This window comes from Oryzophilus luti, from assembly GCF_059726245.1.
Window position 1 is genome coordinate 2,581,587 of sequence record NZ_AP040874.1, and the last position, 14,377, is coordinate 2,595,963.

The window sequence follows — 14,377 nt, forward strand, 5'->3', positions numbered from 1 at the left end:
CGGTCAAACGCCCGGCCTGTGGATTATTGCGCGCCGCCTAGCGCTTCCCGCCCGTCCACTGCGGATCCAGCTCCGGCTGCACCAGCCGTCCATCGCGAATGTGGATCATGCGGTCGCCAAAGGCCGCAGCCTCAGGATTGTGCGTGATCATCAGCACCGTCTGGTTCAGCTCGCGGTTGCTCTCGCGCAGCATCTCCAGCACAATCTGCGAGTTCTCCGTGTCCAGGTTGCCGGTCGGCTCGTCCGCCAGCACAATGGCCGGCTTGTTGATGAGGGCGCGGGCCAGCGCCACGCGCTGCTGCTCGCCGCCGCTCATTTCGCTGGGCCGATGGTGCAGGCGCTTGGCAATCCCAAGCAGTTCCGTAATCTTCTTGAAGTGTTCCGGATCGTGGTCGGCGTCTTCGCCCGCGATGTCGCGCGCAATCTCAATGTTGCCGCGCGCATCGAGCGTCGGCAGCAGGTTGAACTTCTGGAAGACGAAGCCGATCTTCTTCTTGCGCAGGCGGGTGCGCTGGGCGTCGTTGAGCGAGGCGAAATCCACGCCGTCGATCAGCACGCGACCGCCGTCGGCCTTGGTCAGGCCGCCCAGAATGTAGAAGAGGCTGCTCTTGCCGCTGCCGCTCGGGCCCACGACGGAGAGGAACTCGCCCTTCTCCACTTCAAAGGAAACTCCGCGCACGGCCGGCACTTCCACCTTGCCGATGCGATAGGTCTTGACGACGTTTTCTACCTGAATAATGGGCGGCATCTCAAAGCTTTGATGATACACGAACGGGCACGGAAAAGCCCGCCCGGCTAGGCCACCGAGAACTGCGCCGTCACCGCCGCGGAGACCGAGGCCGCCGCAGGCTTGGGGCCGCGCTTGCGTATCAGCATCACGCGGATGCGCTCCAGAAGGTCGACGGGAGAATACGCTCCCCGGGGGAGGAAGACATCGGCGCGCGTGTCCGCCTCGTACACACGAATCTTGTTGCTGAACAGGATGGCCGGCGTCTGCGGCGCAACGTCCTTGATCTTCGCCACCAGGTCGGCGCCCCGCATCGACGGAGCCATGGCATCCGCCAGCACCAGGTCGATGCCGCCCTGTTCAAAGGTCCGCAGCGCACTGGCCGTCTCCGTGCAGGCCACCACGCGGTAGCCGCGCGTTTCCAGCATCAGCTTGCGGATCGACAGTGCCTGTTCGTTATCATCCACGCAAAGAATCGTTCTCTTAGGTTTCATCTGCCCCGATCGTCTTCGCAGGTCTCCGCCTGCGTTGCGGGAACGGATCGGTCGCAGGCTTGAAGTGCAAGCATCCTACGGGCCGCCCCCGGCTCTGTAAAGTGACTTCTTGTGCAATAACGCGGAGAGGAAGTGTGACTTCCGCCACACCTTCAAACGCCGTTTGCGCCGCAGCATTCGCTCACTCACCTCGTGCGAATGCGCCTTTCGCAGACCGACCTAGAACGTCAGTTCTCCTCGCAGCACCTCAACGACCTCGCCACCCACGCGAACGTTGGTCACGTTCCCGCCTGCGCTTGTCGCGCGTATCCTCAGGTAGCTCGGACGCATCATCTCCAACCCCTGCTCAATCACACCCGGCACGTCACTGCCGAGCACGCCATGCTTCACTGCCCACGCCGTACAACAACCGCCGGCTGAACCCGTCGCCGGGTCCTCGCCGTTGTAGAACAGCATGCGGGCATGCAACGTGGCCCCCGCCGTCACCACTTCGCGCGTCACCCAGTAGAACGACATGGCATCGCTCTGGGCCAGGAACCGCGCCGCGCGTCCCTGATCGAAGCTCAACCGCCGCATGGATTGCAGGTTCTTGAGCGGAACAATCAGGAAAGCCTTGCCGGTCGACACCGTCTGTGCCGGCAACGAGCGGTCGAACGCCTCCAGTGGCAGTCCGGTCGCTTCCGCAATTTCCTCCGGCGTGTAGACGTCGCCGAACTCCGGATTGCGTTGCGTCATCTCGCCGCTCACACGTCCTGCGGCGTCACGCGTAAAGCGCACCGGTATCTTGCCGACGTTCAGGTCCAGTTCCACCGTCTCCAGGCCGTAGCGCTGGTAAAGGTAGAAGGCGGTCCCGAGCGTCGGATGCCCGGCAAAGGGCATCTCTTCCCGCACGGTGAAGATGCGCACGCGCACGCCGTGCTGCCGTTCGACGTCGGCTTCACGCGGCAGGATGAACGTGGTTTCGCTCAGGTTCATCTCGCGCGCAATCGCCTGCATCTCCTCCTCGGTCAGTCCGCGTGCGTCGGGAAACACCGCAAGCGGGTTCCCTTGCAGCGGCTGCGAGGTGAAAACGTCGTACTGCACGAACGGCAATTTGTGCGGCTGCTTCATGGCTTCCACAGACTAGCGCGGAGCCGTCCGAACGGAACCCCATGGGCCCCAGTTTCCGGTGGATTTCAGGTGGAAATCGAAGGAAAACGGCGGAAGCTTGTGAATCGCCTCAACCTTGCATCAACTGTGCTGCAAGCTGTTGCACACGCGCGGCGCAGCCTTGCACCGCGGCTCGTGCAACCGCGCTCAGCGGCTCACCGGCCGCAAAGGACTGCCCGCCGATGGTGACCAGCAACGCGCGCGGAGCGCCACCGTAAAGCTCGCTGGCGAGCGCCAGCAGGAGTGGTGGAGGCATGTGGTGCGTGAGTTGTGCACTGGCTTCGCCGGAGGAGGATTCGAGTTCGCGCACGCGGATTTCGCCCGGGGCGCCCTCGGCGCTGGCATCGATGAAGATGGCGGCCTCGGCATACGCGAGTTCTTCCGCCAGTTCCGGCCCAAGCTGGTGACGCTGCAAGAGTCTTGCCTGCTGCGCCAGCGGCGTGCGCTCCAGAGCCTCAATCACCGCCGGCCCTGCGCCATCGTCTCCCCGCAGCGGATTGCCATAGCCGATGATCAGCAGCATGCGAGCCCTCTCCGCACAAAAAGAAACCCCACCGCATGAGATCACGCGGTGGGGGCCATTGTCATTCTTAGCGGGTAATGCTGTCGAGCAGGCGGCCATCCGGCGCGCGCAGCTCAACCTGCATCGCCATGTGGCCGTCGGCGTGGGTGGAGCAGCTCAGGCATGGATCGTAGCAGCGCACCACGGCTTCCACGCGGTTGAGCATGCCCTGCTCCAATTTGTCACCCTTGACGAAGTGCTTGGCCACCTGCAACACGCCCTTGTTGATGGCCATGTTGTTGTGTCCGGTGGCGATGATGAGGTTGCAGTTGCGGATGAGGCCGTTCTCGTCCACTGTGTAGTCGTGGATGAGCGTGCCGCGCGGCGCTTCCGTGATGCCCACACCGTTCAGGCTGTTGACCGAGGCGAAGGCGCGCACGTGCTTGCTCAGGATGTCCTTGTCCTCAAGCAGGGTCTTCATGCGCTCCAGCGCGAACAGCACTTCGATCAACCGCGCGTAGTGGTAGTAGAACGAGCTGAGCACGGTGTGGCGTTCCAGCTCGCGGAACTCCGCCAGTTCCTCGTCCGCCAGCGGTGTACCTGCCGACTTGCACATGTTCATGCGCGCCAGCGGGCCCACGCGGTAGACGCCCTCGGGGTAGCCATAGGGCTTGAAGTACGTCGTCTTCAGATATGAATCGTCGTTGTCGTACTCGCCGATGTAGTCGCGGTACTGCGCGCCCTCGATGTGGTCGGCAACAATGTTGCCTTCCGAATCGATCACCCGCAGCCAGCCCGTGTAGGACGAAAACTCGTTGTCCTCATTCGCCATGGCCATGAACAGCGTGGGGAAGTTGGCGAACGTGCGAATCTCGGCGCGGAAGTTTTCAATCTGCCCCTTGAACCACTCCAGCGCCTTCTTGGTGATGGTGATGGCCTCGGGGATCTGCGACAGAATCAGGTCGCGCTGCGCAATCTCCAGCGGCTGGCTGACGCCGCCCGGCACGATCCAGCCCGGGTGCACGCGCTTGCCGCCGAGCGTCTCAATCACCTGCTGCCCGAACTGGCGCAGGCGAATGCCGCTGCGCGCCATCTCCGGATGCTTCTGGATGACGCCGACGATGTTGCGCTCAGCCGGGTCGGTGTCCATGCCCAGCAGCAGGTCGGGCGAGGACAGGTGGAAGAAGCTCAGCGCGTGCGACTGCACGATCTGGGCCAGGTTCATGATGCGGCGCAGCATCCAGCCGGTCTCCGGAATGGAGACTGCCATGATGGCGTCGCAGGCCTTCGACGAGGCCAGCAGGTGGCTGACCGGGCAGATGCCGCAGATGCGCGCCATGATGGCAGGCATCTCCGTGAACGGGCGGCCTTCGGTGATCTTCTCGAAGCCGCGCACCTGCGTCACATGGAAGCGTGCATCCTGCACCGCGCCGCTGTCGTCAAGCTGCACGGTAATGCGCGCGTGGCCTTCAATACGAGTGACGGGATCAATTGTGATGGTTCGCATAGATTATTCCTCTCCGGTGAAGACGTGCTCCGCGCCCGAGGGCGTGGCCACTCGCATCACCGGCTCATGCTCCGAACCGCGTCGCCATGGCTGCTTCCGGCTCATGGCCTTCCAGCAGCTCGACAACGACATTGAAAATTGTGTCCGCCGACGGCGGGCAGCCCGGCACAAAGTAGTCGACCTTCACCACCTCGTGCACCGGCTTCACCCTCGGCAGCAGCTTCGGCACCACCTTCGTCGGCACCTGCTTGTTCAGGCTCGCGTTCTCAAAGTAGACGCGGTCCATCACGTCGCCGAGCGGGAACAGGTCGCGCATGGAAGGAATGTTGCCGGTCACCGCGCAATCGCCCAGTGAAACCACGATGCGCGAATTCTTGCGGATGGTGAGGATCTTGTGGAGATCGTCCTCGCTGCTCACCGAGCCTTCGACCAGCGTGACGTCCACGTTCTCCGGAAACTCCTTGGTGTCGACCAGCGGGCTGTAGACGATGTCCGCCTTTTCGGCCACCAGGAGCAGCCGCTCATCCATGTCGAGCAGCGACATGTGGCAGCCCGAGCATCCATCCAGCCAAACCGTTGCCAATCGCAGCTTGCTCATGACCGTTCCTCCCGCATCATCGTCAGGTAGGGCAGGAACTGGCGGCGCTTGCGCATTTCGCCCGCCGACTTGCCCTTCTCGCTCAGCGCGCCCGTCGGGCACACCTGCACGCACTTGCCGCAGCCGGTGCAGGTTTCACTCTCACCCCACGGCTGGTTCAAGTCGGTGATTACCCGGGCGTCGGTGCCGCGCGCCATGATGTTCCACGTCTTGGCGCCTTCCACGTCGCTGCAAACGCGCACGCAACGCATGCACAACACGCAGCGATTGTGGTCGGCCACAAAGCGCGGATGCGAAGCATCCACCGGCATGCGCGGATGCAGGTACGGAACCGTGATGTGCGTGACGCCCAGCTTCACCGCCAGGTCCTGCAGGTCGCAGTGTCCGTTGGTGACGCACACCGAGCAGATGTGGTTGCGCTCGCTGAACAGCATTTCAATGGTCAGCTTGCGGTATTTGGCCAGCCGGTCGCTGTTAACCGTCACCTCCATGCCGTCCTGCACCTTGCTCACGCAGGCCGGCTGGAGCTTGTTGCTGCCCTTGATCTCCACCAGGCAGAGGCGGCAGGCGCCCACGTCCTTCAGGCCGTCCAGGTGGCAGAGCGTCGGGATGAAGATGTTGTTCTCCTCCGCGACCTCCAGCACCGTCTGTCCTTCGCGCGCGCCGCACTCCTTGCCGTCAATCTTCAGCGTCAGAATGCCAACCCCAGGAGTGCTCATGCTCCCACCTCCTCGGTCTTCTTGTGCTTCAGGCAGACGCCCGCAGGGCATTCCTTCTGCTCAATGTGCGCCTTGTACTCGTTCATGAAGTAGCGCAGCGTGGTCAGCGTCGGGTTTGGCGCGCTCTGGCCCAGTCCGCACAGGCTGGTCGACTTCACCATCTCGGTCAGCCGTCCGAGCAGTTCCAGGTCGTCCGCACGTCCTTCGCCGTTCACAATCCGCTTCAGGATGCCGAGCATCTGCTTGGTGCCCACGCGGCACGGTACGCACTTGCCACAGGATTCCGACATGCAGAAGTCCATGAAGAACTTCGCCACGTCCACCATGCAGGAGCTGTCGTCCATGACGATCATGCCGCCGGAGCCCATGATGGACCCCACGCTTGCCAGCGACTCGTAATCCACCGGCATGTCAAGGAACTGCTCCGGTACGCAACCGCCCGAGGGACCGCCCGTCTGCACGGCCTTGAAGTGCCGCTCATCCGGAATGCCGCCGCCGAGGTCGAAGACGATCTCGCGCAGCGGAATGCCCATGGGAACCTCAATGAGGCCGGTGTTGCGCACGCGGCCCGCCAGGGCGAACACTTTGGTCCCTTTGCTCTTCTCGGTGCCGATGGAGCTGTACCACTCACCGCCCTGTCGGATGATGGGCGCGATGTTGGCAAAGGTCTCCACATTGTTGATCAGTGTCGGTGCGTTCCACAGGCCGGACTGCGCAGGGAACGGCGGGCGCGGACGCGGTGTGCCGCGGCCACCTTCCACCGAAGCAATCAGCGCCGTCTCCTCGCCGCAGACGAACGCGCCCGCGCCGAGCCGGATTTCAATCTTGAAGTTGAAGTGCGTTTCGCCGATGTTCTGGCCCAGCAACCCATTCAGCTCCGCCTGCTTGATGGCGATGCGCAGCCGCTTGACCGCCAGCGGATACTCGGCGCGGCAGTAGATGAAGCCGCGCTCGGCACCCACGGCGTAAGCCGCAATGGCCATGCCTTCCAGCACGCGGTGCGGGTCGCTCTCCAGCACCGAGCGATCCATGAACGCGCCCGGATCGCCTTCGTCCGCGTTGCAGATGACGAACTTCCTCGGCCCGGCGGCCTTGGCCACGGTCGTCCACTTCAAGCCCGTGGGGAAGCCCGCGCCGCCGCGTCCGCGGATGCCGCTCTTGGTCACCTGCTCGATGACCTGCTGCGGCGTCATGGAGGTGATGGCCTTGAACAGCGCCTCGTAGCCACCGGCGGCAATGTACTCGTCAATCTTCTCCGGATCGATTTCGCCGGAGTTCTCGAGCACGATCTTCTTCTGTTTGGTGAAGAAGTCCAGGTGGCTGTCGAGCACGATGGCCTCGTGCGCCGGCTTGTCCTCCACCACCGCGTCGACGATTGACTCAGCGTCGGCGGGCGTCACCGCCTGAAACATCTTCTCGTTCTTGCCGTCAGCCACCAGCGGGCCGGCCGCACACAATCCCATGCAGCCCACGCCCTTCACTTTGCAGCACTGGTCCAGGCCGCGGCGCTTCACTTCCTGCTCCAGCTCGGTCTTCACCTGGTCGGAGTGGGAAGAGAGGCAGCCGGCCGCCATGCACACCTTGATGGTGTGCTCGTACTGGCCTTCGGTCTCCTTCGTCTTGACCGCTATGTTGCCCAGCTCTTCGTGGTTCATGCGCTCGCCTCCGCCGTCGCAGGCTCCTTCAGGTAGTCGCGCACGCGGCTCTTGATGGCCTCGCCCGTCTGCTTGCCGGCCACTTCGCCGTCAAAGACCACGGCGGGGGCCAGTCCACAGGCGCCCAGGCAGCGTGCGGTCAGCAGGCTCACACGGCCGTCCTTGGTCGTCTGGCCGGGCTCGATGCCTGCTTCCTGCTGCACGGCTTCAATCAGGCTGGCCGCGCCCTTGATGTAGCAGGCCGTGCCGGTGCACACCACGCAGGTGTGCTCTCCGGGCGGCTTCATGGTGAAGAAGTGGTAGAACGTCGCCACTCCGTAGACCTTGCTGTACGGTATGCGCAGCGACACCGCCACGTAGCGCAATGCATCGTCGGTCAGGAATCCGAAGGTCTCCTGCACTGTGTGCAGGACTTCTATGAGTGCGTATGGCTCGTGACCGTGACGGCGCATGGTGCCGTCCACGATCTTCCATCGCTTATCGTCAGACGGCGGTGTTGCTTTTACAGGAAATCCCTGCATAGCACCTCCTCGCGCGAGATTCTCCGCTCCGCGGGACGAAATAACAGCCGCCCCGGAGCGATCCAGGTTCAATCAGCAAATAATGTTTTAGGGAACACTTCGGCAACGGCAGAAGGACCAGGCACTTCGGCATCAGAGCCCCGGTGGAGTCGCATGTTCTCAGCATCGACCGTTACCCTGCCGCCCGCTGGCGGCCTGTGGTCACGGTTTTCTACCACCGTGACCAGCAAGTGTATTGGGCCGCCAACCGTAACGATGTGATGTGGCTCACTGCGAGTCGTGCGCCGTTATACTATTCGCGAAAAATTTAGCAAATGCGCGGCAACTGCTCGCCGCTCAACATGTCGATGATCCGCGTGGTGCCAATGCGGCTCTTCATCGTCACAATGCCGCCCGCTGTGGAACTGACGGTGCCGATGCGCGCCGCGCCCGCCGTGATGGGGTCCATGGAGAGGGTCTCCAGAGCCAGTTCGGCCTGCGCCTCCGGCACGAAGGCGATGAAGCGGCCTTCGTTTGCCAGGTAGAGAGGATCGAAGCCCAGCACTTCGCAGGCACCGGCCACGTCTTCGCGCACGCCAATCTTCGTCTCCTCAATCTGCACCTGGAGATTGGTGGCTTCGGCAATTTCGATCAGCGTGGTGCCAAGGCCGCCGCGCGTGATGTCGCGGAGGCAGTGTATTTCGACTCCGGCAGCAAGCATGGCCTGCACCGGACGGTTCAGCGGAGCGCAGTCGCTTTCGATCTGCGTTTCAAACTCCAGCCCTTCACGCACGGCCATGATGGCGATGCCGTGGCGGCCAATGTCGCCGCTGACCAGCACTGCGTCACCCGGCTTCACGCTCGACGGCGCAATGGTCAGCTTGTGCTCCACCAGGCCGACGCCGGCGGTGTTGATGAAGATGCCGTCGCCCTTGCCGCGGTCCACAACCTTGGTATCGCCGGTGACCAGTTGCACGCCAGCTTCCTCGGCGCACTGCTTCATGGTCTGCAGCACGCGCCACAGGGTCTCCATGGGCAGGCCTTCTTCAAGGATGAGGCCGCAGCTCAGGTAAACCGGCTTGGCGCCGCACATGGAAAGGTCGTTGACCGTGCCGTTGATGGCCAGCGAGCCGATGTCGCCGCCCGGGAAGAACAGCGGATGCACCACATAGCTGTCCGTGGTGAAGGCCAGCCGCGCGCCGCCCAGATGGAAGACTGCTCCGTCATGGCGAGTCTCCAGCAGGTCGCTCTTGAACGCCGGCATGATCATGCGCTCAATGAGCTGGTGCATCAGCTTGCCGCCGCCACCGTGGGCCAGCGTAACCGAGGGGTAATCAGAAATCGGAATCGGGCACTGCAACGTAAAGTCTTTAATCTCAGACATTCCTTCGAACCTAAACCTTTCCGGGCGTCACAAGCTCGGCGCGACGATAACGATAATAAGCCGCACAGGCGCCTTCATTCGACACCATGGGCGCGCCCAGCGGCTTTTCCGGCGTACAGCGCGTGCCAAACGCCTTGCAGTCGCTCGGCATCGCCAGCCCGCGCATAATCTGTCCGCTGATGCAGTCCGAGCTTTCCTCTGCCGTATAGGCGGCCACGCCAAAGCGGTGCTCGGCGTCGAACTCGGCGAACTCCTCCGTCAGCCCGAGGCCGCTGTGTTCCACCTCGCCAATGCCGCGCCACTTGCGGTTCACCACGCAGAAAACCCTCTTGATCAGATCCTGCGCCGGGCGGTTGCCCTCGCGACGCACGCAACGCGAGTACTGGTTCTCCACTTCATAGCGGCCCTGCTCGAGCTGCGCCACGCACATGGCAATGCCCTGCAGAATATCGAGCGGCTCAAAGCCCGTGACCACGATGGGAACCTTGTACTTGGCGGCCACCGGGTAGTACTCCTCATAGCCCATGATGGCGCAGACGTGTCCGGCGGCCAGGAAGCCCTGCACACGGCAGTCTGGCGCGCCGAGAATTGCCTCCATCGCCGGCGGCACCAGCACGTGCGAAACCAGGATGGAGAAATTCTTGATGCCCTGCTGCTTGGCCTGGAAGACGGCCATGGCATGCGCCGGGGCCGTGGTCTCAAAGCCCACGGAGAAGAACACCACCTGCTTGCCGGGATTCTCCTTGGCGATCTTGATGCAGTCGAGCGGCGAGTAAAGCAGCCGCACGTCGCCGCCCTTGGCCTTCACTGAGAACAGGTCATGCTCGGTGCCGGGCACGCGCAGCATGTCGCCATAGGAGCAGAAGATCACATCCGGCTGCGCGGCAATCTGCACCGCCTTGTCGATCAGCTCCACCGGCGTAACGCAGACCGGACAGCCCGGCCCGTGCACCAGCGTGATCTCCTTGGGCAGCAGTTCGTCGATGCCGAACTTGACGATCGAGTGCGTCTGTCCGCCGCAGATTTCCATGATCGTCCACGGGCGCGTCGTCAGCTTGCGGATGGTCTGCGCGTACTCCTGCGCGGCCTCGGCGTCTCTGTACTCTGAAACAAACTTCATCGCGCGCTCCTAGTTCTGCGGCTTCCCGCTCGGAGCGTCCGGCGAAAGCTCCTGCAACTCACCGAGGTCGCCCATCGCCTTCAGGTATCCAAAGACCTGGTTTGCCTCTTCCTCATCCACCACGCTAATGGCCATGCCGACGTGCACCATCACGTAGTCGCCCACCTTCGCATCCGGCACGTAGGCCAGGTTCACTTCCTTCACAATGCCGCCGAAGTCCACGCGCGCCTCACGCGCGAAGTCTTCGCCCTTCGTGCTCAATATCTTTCCCGGAACCGCAAGACACATGCGTTTATCCTTTTTTGCTGCTCAATCGTTCTACTGCTCGTTCTTCCGTTGTGCGCGCGCTGCGGCCATCACCTGCCCCAGCGCAATGCAGCCATCGTTCGGCGGCACTCGCTGATGCCAATAGGCCTTCAGCCCGCGTTCTTCCAGCCTCCCCAGGGTCAACTCCGTCAGCAGGCGGTTCTGGAAGCAGCCGCCGCTGAGTGCAATCTTTGTTTCGCCGGAAGCCTCGGCCACCGTGGCAATCATCTCCGCCAGCGTGACGTGGAAGCGCCGCGCCATGCGTGCGATGCTTGCGCCCGTCTGCGTTTCCAACAGCAAGGCCTCCGCCATCGGCGCCCAGTCGAGCACGCCTTCGCGCAACGCGAATGGGTACGGCTCGCGCGCGTCATCCTTCAGCGCCTCGAACTCCAGCTCCATCGCGGCCTGGCCTTCATACCGCGCCACCTGCCGCAGCCCCACCAGCGATGCTACCGCATCGTAGAGCCGTCCCGCACTCGAGGTCTGCGGGCTGTTCAATCCCTTGGTCAGCATCTTCAGCAGCACACCGCGCTCGGTTGCCGGAATCGCCTGCAACGCCGCCAGCGCCTCGTGCTCGCCAATCCGCTCGCCGTACATCTCCCACAGCAGGCCCAGCGCGCAACGACGAGGCTCGCGCACGGCCCGCTCACTGCCCGGCAGCCGGAACGTGCGCAGGTGCGCGAAACGCTCGTAGCCCGTGGCGGTGACGCGCAGGAACTCTCCTCCCCACACGGTGCCGTCCGGCCCGTAGCCGCTGCCGTCCCAGGCCACGCCCAGCGCCGGCGCCTCCACACCATTCTCCGCCATGCAGGCCATTACGTGCGCGTAATGGTGCTGCACGCCCACCGGGTGCTGACTGCGTGCGCGGGCGTACTCGCTCGACATGTAATTCGGATGCAGGTCGCACGCCACCGTCTCGGGATGCGTCTCGTACAGCGTCTCGAAACTCTCGATCACGCTGCGGAAGGCTCCAAACGCCTGCTCGGTCTCAAGGTCGCCAATGTGCTGGCTGAGGAAGACCTGCTTGCCCACGGCCAGCGCCACCGTGTTCTTCTGGTGAGCGCCCACGCCGAGCAGCGGGCCGACATCGTCTTTCACCGTCACCGGCAGCGGCGCAAAACCACGCGCGCGGCGCAGAATCATCTGCCGCCCGGCCACCACGCGCACAATCGAGTCGTCCGCGTGGCGCAGAATGGGCCTGTCATGCACCAGCAGCACGTCGGCCAGCGTTGCCAGCCGCTCCAGAGCCTCTTCGTTGCGAATGCAGATTGGCTCGTCGCTGGAGTTGCCACTGGTGGCCACCACCGGGCAGTCCAGCTCCGCCATCAGCAGCAGGTGCAGCGGCGTGTAAGGCAACATCACGCCCAGGCACGGATTCCCCGGCGCCACCTGCGGCGCCAGTTTGCTCGCCGCATGCCGCTTCAGCAGCACAATCGGGCTTTCCGGCGAGGTCAGCAACTGCTCTTCAAGCGCGCTCACTTCGCACTCTTCGCGAATGGCCTTGAGCGAGGGCATCATCAGCGCGAACGGCTTTTCCTCGCGATGCTTGCGGGTACGCAGCAGCCGCACGGCATCGTCATTGCGCGCATCCACCATCAGGTGGAACCCGCCCAGTCCCTTCACGGCCACCACGCGGCCATCGCGCAAGGCCGCCACCGCCCGCATTAATGCCTCATCACGCCGGGCCAGCACGCGGCCATCGGCCGCCCACAATTCCAGTTGCGGCCCGCACACGGGGCAGGCATTCGGCTGCGCGTGGAAGCGCCGGTCGCGCGGGTCCTTATACTCATGCGCACACTCGGGGCACATCTTGAACTTCTTCATCGTGGTGCGCGGGCGGTCGTACGGCAGCTCTTCAATAATGGTGAAGCGCGGCCCGCAGTTGGTGCAGTTGGTGAATGGATAGCGGAAGCGGCGGTTCGCGGGATCGAAGATTTCGCGGCGGCAGTCGGGACAGGTTGCCACGTCCGGCATCACCAGCGCGGTCTTTTCGCCCTGCGAGCTCTCGCGGATTTCAAATGTGGTGTAGCCCGTGGCGTCGGCAAAGCTGCTCTCCATGCTCTGCACAAAGGCGATGGCGGGCTTCTCTTTCGGCACGCGCAGCAGGAAGCTGTCGAGCTTCTCACGCGGCCCTTCCACTTCGATGAAGACGCCCTGCGAGGAGTTGTTTACCCAGCCCGCGAGGTCCAGTTCGGTCGCCAGCCGGTAGATAAATGGGCGGAAGCCCACGCCCTGCACGGCTCCGCGGACAACCATGCACAGCCGCTGCCGGGTTGCGGCATCGGCGGGCTCGGCGACGGTCGCCGTCGTTTTGGAGATTACTTCCGGCACGGTCTTACCCTGCGGGCACTCCCCACATTCTCACCTACCATTCCATACGTTCGGGTCACGATTTCCTGTGATATTCGTCACAACAGAAAAGGATTTTCGCAGGCGTTTTTCGCGCTCTTTGCGGTGCTAGAATTTTAGGTAGCGCATTTTGCGCGCCGTGCAACCATGACCGATTCAACCGCCTCCCCTGCTGTTCCCATGCTTGACCTCCGCCGTCAGTACGCCACCCTTCGCGAAGAGGTGCGCGCCGCCATCGATCGCGTCTGCGAATCGCAGTCGCTGATCCTGGGCGAAGAGGTCGCCGCTTTTGAGCGCGAAACCAGTGTCTTTACCGGCGCCGCCGCCACTGTCGCCTGCGCCAGCGGTACGGACGCCCTGTGGCTGGCCCTGAAGGCCTGCGGCCTTGGCGAGGGCGAAACGTTCCTCACCACCGCCTTCACCTTCTTTGCCAGCGGCAGCAGCATTGTGCGTTGTGGCGCGCAGCCGGTCTTTGCCGATATTGACCCGCACACCTTCAACCTCGACGCCGGTGCCTGCGCCAAGGTGATCGAGAGCACGCCGAAGAAGCCGAAGGGCATCCTGCCCGTGCACCTCTACGGACAGTGCGCCAACATGGACTTCTTCCACTCGCTGGCCGAGGCCCACAAGCTCCACATTGTTGAGGACGCGGCACAGGCCTATGGCGCGTCGTGGAACAAGCTGCGCGCCGGAGCCCTTGGCAACACCGCCGCATTCAGCTTCTACCCGACCAAGAACCTGAGCGCCTTTGGCGATGCCGGTGCCGCCACATCCTGCGACCTGGACATGGCCGAGCACATGCGCCGCCTGCGCAACCATGGCTCCGCCCGCCGCTACTACCACGAGGAGTTCGGCGCCAACAGCCGCATGGACGCCCTGCAGGGCGCGGTGCTGCGCATCAAGCTGCGCCACATTGAGGATTGGAACCGCCGCCGCCGCGAACTGGCGGAGAACTACGACCGCCTGCTGAAGAAGGCCGGCCTCACGGGCGACCGCGGCACCTCCACCGAGGTGAGCCGCCAGACGCCGGTGCAGTTGCCCAAGACGCTGCCGCAGGCCTACCACATCTTCCACCAGTACGTGCTGCGTGCGCATGACCGCAACGAACTGCGCCACTTCCTGCTGGACCACAACATCGGCTGCGAGATTTACTACCCCGTGCCGCTGCACCTGCAGAGCTGCTTCCAGTACCTTGGCTACAAGGAAGGCGACCTGCCCGAGACCGAGCGCGCCTGCCGCGAAGTGCTCGCCCTGCCCATCTTCCCCGAACTGCGTGAAGACGAGCAGGAGCTGGTCGTCGAGGCCATCGCCGAGTTCTACAACCGTTAGGCCGCGCGCGGAACACGGCACGAGACAGTGAAGGCGTG

Annotated in this window: 14 protein-coding genes; 1 reads left to right on the top strand and 13 read right to left on the bottom strand. The window is 63.6% G+C overall.

The window, feature by feature from the left end:
• Positions 1 to 37: 37 nt before the first annotated feature.
• From AC6IZO_RS11080 to hypF, 13 genes are all read right to left on the bottom strand, one after another.
• Entirely contained in the window at positions 38 to 748 is a 711-nt protein-coding gene (locus AC6IZO_RS11080; RefSeq protein WP_497804856.1) for an ABC transporter ATP-binding protein, read from the bottom strand.
• A 47-nt stretch (positions 749 to 795) separates the two neighbouring features.
• Positions 796 to 1,194, bottom strand: coding sequence for a response regulator (locus tag AC6IZO_RS11085; protein ID WP_497804857.1), 399 nt, complete (start codon positions 1,192 to 1,194; stop codon positions 796 to 798).
• Positions 1,195 to 1,440: 246 nt separating this feature from the next.
• Positions 1,441 to 2,331 (bottom strand): PhzF family phenazine biosynthesis protein, encoded by an 891-nt coding sequence (locus tag AC6IZO_RS11090; RefSeq protein WP_497804858.1) that lies wholly within the window; start codon positions 2,329 to 2,331, stop codon positions 1,441 to 1,443.
• A gap of 109 nt (positions 2,332 to 2,440) precedes the next feature.
• Entirely contained in the window at positions 2,441 to 2,893 is a 453-nt protein-coding gene (locus tag AC6IZO_RS11095; RefSeq protein ID WP_497804859.1) for a hydrogenase maturation protease, read from the bottom strand.
• Positions 2,894 to 2,960: 67 nt separating this feature from the next.
• Complete coding sequence (locus tag AC6IZO_RS11100; RefSeq protein ID WP_497804860.1) at positions 2,961 to 4,379, bottom strand: Ni/Fe hydrogenase subunit alpha; 1,419 nt, start codon at positions 4,377 to 4,379, stop codon at positions 2,961 to 2,963.
• Positions 4,380 to 4,443: 64 nt separating this feature from the next.
• Entirely contained in the window at positions 4,444 to 4,977 is a 534-nt protein-coding gene (locus AC6IZO_RS11105; RefSeq protein WP_497804861.1) for an NADH-quinone oxidoreductase subunit B family protein, read from the bottom strand.
• The gene (hoxU, locus tag AC6IZO_RS11110; RefSeq protein ID WP_497804862.1) at positions 4,974 to 5,696 is read right to left on the bottom strand and encodes a bidirectional hydrogenase complex protein HoxU; all 723 of its coding nucleotides are present in this window, start codon (positions 5,694 to 5,696) and stop codon (positions 4,974 to 4,976) included. The genes AC6IZO_RS11105 and hoxU overlap by 4 nt, the downstream gene beginning before the upstream one ends.
• Positions 5,693 to 7,351: a NuoF family protein gene (locus AC6IZO_RS11115; protein ID WP_497804863.1), complete on the bottom strand. Its 1,659-nt coding sequence runs from the start codon at positions 7,349 to 7,351 to the stop codon at positions 5,693 to 5,695. The genes hoxU and AC6IZO_RS11115 overlap by 4 nt, the downstream gene beginning before the upstream one ends.
• Positions 7,348 to 7,872: a bidirectional hydrogenase complex protein HoxE gene (gene hoxE / locus AC6IZO_RS11120; protein WP_497804864.1), complete on the bottom strand. Its 525-nt coding sequence runs from the start codon at positions 7,870 to 7,872 to the stop codon at positions 7,348 to 7,350. The genes AC6IZO_RS11115 and hoxE overlap by 4 nt, the downstream gene beginning before the upstream one ends.
• Before the next feature lie 307 nt (positions 7,873 to 8,179).
• Complete coding sequence (hypE, locus tag AC6IZO_RS11125; RefSeq protein WP_497804865.1) at positions 8,180 to 9,235, bottom strand: hydrogenase expression/formation protein HypE; 1,056 nt, start codon at positions 9,233 to 9,235, stop codon at positions 8,180 to 8,182.
• A gap of 10 nt (positions 9,236 to 9,245) precedes the next feature.
• On the bottom strand, positions 9,246 to 10,355 hold the full coding sequence (gene hypD, locus AC6IZO_RS11130) for a hydrogenase formation protein HypD (protein ID WP_497804866.1): 1,110 nt from the start codon (positions 10,353 to 10,355) through the stop codon (positions 9,246 to 9,248).
• 9 nt (positions 10,356 to 10,364) lie between these two features.
• Positions 10,365 to 10,643, bottom strand: a complete 279-nt coding sequence (locus AC6IZO_RS11135) for a HypC/HybG/HupF family hydrogenase formation chaperone (RefSeq protein WP_497804867.1) — start codon at positions 10,641 to 10,643, stop codon at positions 10,365 to 10,367.
• A 30-nt stretch (positions 10,644 to 10,673) separates the two neighbouring features.
• A complete protein-coding gene (hypF, locus tag AC6IZO_RS11140) occupies positions 10,674 to 12,992 on the bottom strand; it encodes a carbamoyltransferase HypF (RefSeq protein ID WP_497804868.1) in 2,319 nt (772 codons plus the stop codon).
• A gap of 165 nt (positions 12,993 to 13,157) precedes the next feature.
• Between hypF and AC6IZO_RS11145 the strand changes: the two genes are divergently transcribed.
• Positions 13,158 to 14,339, top strand: a complete 1,182-nt coding sequence (locus AC6IZO_RS11145) for a DegT/DnrJ/EryC1/StrS family aminotransferase (RefSeq protein ID WP_497804869.1) — start codon at positions 13,158 to 13,160, stop codon at positions 14,337 to 14,339.
• The last annotated feature ends 38 nt before the right edge of the window (positions 14,340 to 14,377 follow it).

Bases quoted from the DNA above. Each gene is read 5' to 3' on its own strand.
- AC6IZO_RS11080 (WP_497804856.1), bottom strand. From the start codon at position 748: ATGCCGCCCATTATTCAGGTAGAAAACGTCGTCAAGACCTATCGCATC.
- AC6IZO_RS11090 (WP_497804858.1), bottom strand. From the start codon at position 2,331: ATGAAGCAGCCGCACAAATTGCCGTTCGTGCAGTACGACGTTTTCACC.
- AC6IZO_RS11095 (WP_497804859.1), bottom strand. From the start codon at position 2,893: ATGCTGCTGATCATCGGCTATGGCAATCCGCTGCGGGGAGACGATGGC.
- AC6IZO_RS11100 (WP_497804860.1), bottom strand. From the start codon at position 4,379: ATGCGAACCATCACAATTGATCCCGTCACTCGTATTGAAGGCCACGCG.
- AC6IZO_RS11105 (WP_497804861.1), bottom strand. From the start codon at position 4,977: ATGAGCAAGCTGCGATTGGCAACGGTTTGGCTGGATGGATGCTCGGGC.
- hoxU (WP_497804862.1), bottom strand. From the start codon at position 5,696: ATGAGCACTCCTGGGGTTGGCATTCTGACGCTGAAGATTGACGGCAAG.
- AC6IZO_RS11115 (WP_497804863.1), bottom strand. From the start codon at position 7,351: ATGAACCACGAAGAGCTGGGCAACATAGCGGTCAAGACGAAGGAGACC.
- hoxE (WP_497804864.1), bottom strand. From the start codon at position 7,872: ATGCAGGGATTTCCTGTAAAAGCAACACCGCCGTCTGACGATAAGCGA.
- hypE (WP_497804865.1), bottom strand. From the start codon at position 9,235: ATGTCTGAGATTAAAGACTTTACGTTGCAGTGCCCGATTCCGATTTCT.
- hypD (WP_497804866.1), bottom strand. From the start codon at position 10,355: ATGAAGTTTGTTTCAGAGTACAGAGACGCCGAGGCCGCGCAGGAGTAC.
- AC6IZO_RS11135 (WP_497804867.1), bottom strand. From the start codon at position 10,643: ATGTGTCTTGCGGTTCCGGGAAAGATATTGAGCACGAAGGGCGAAGAC.
- AC6IZO_RS11145 (WP_497804869.1), top strand. From the start codon at position 13,158: ATGACCGATTCAACCGCCTCCCCTGCTGTTCCCATGCTTGACCTCCGC.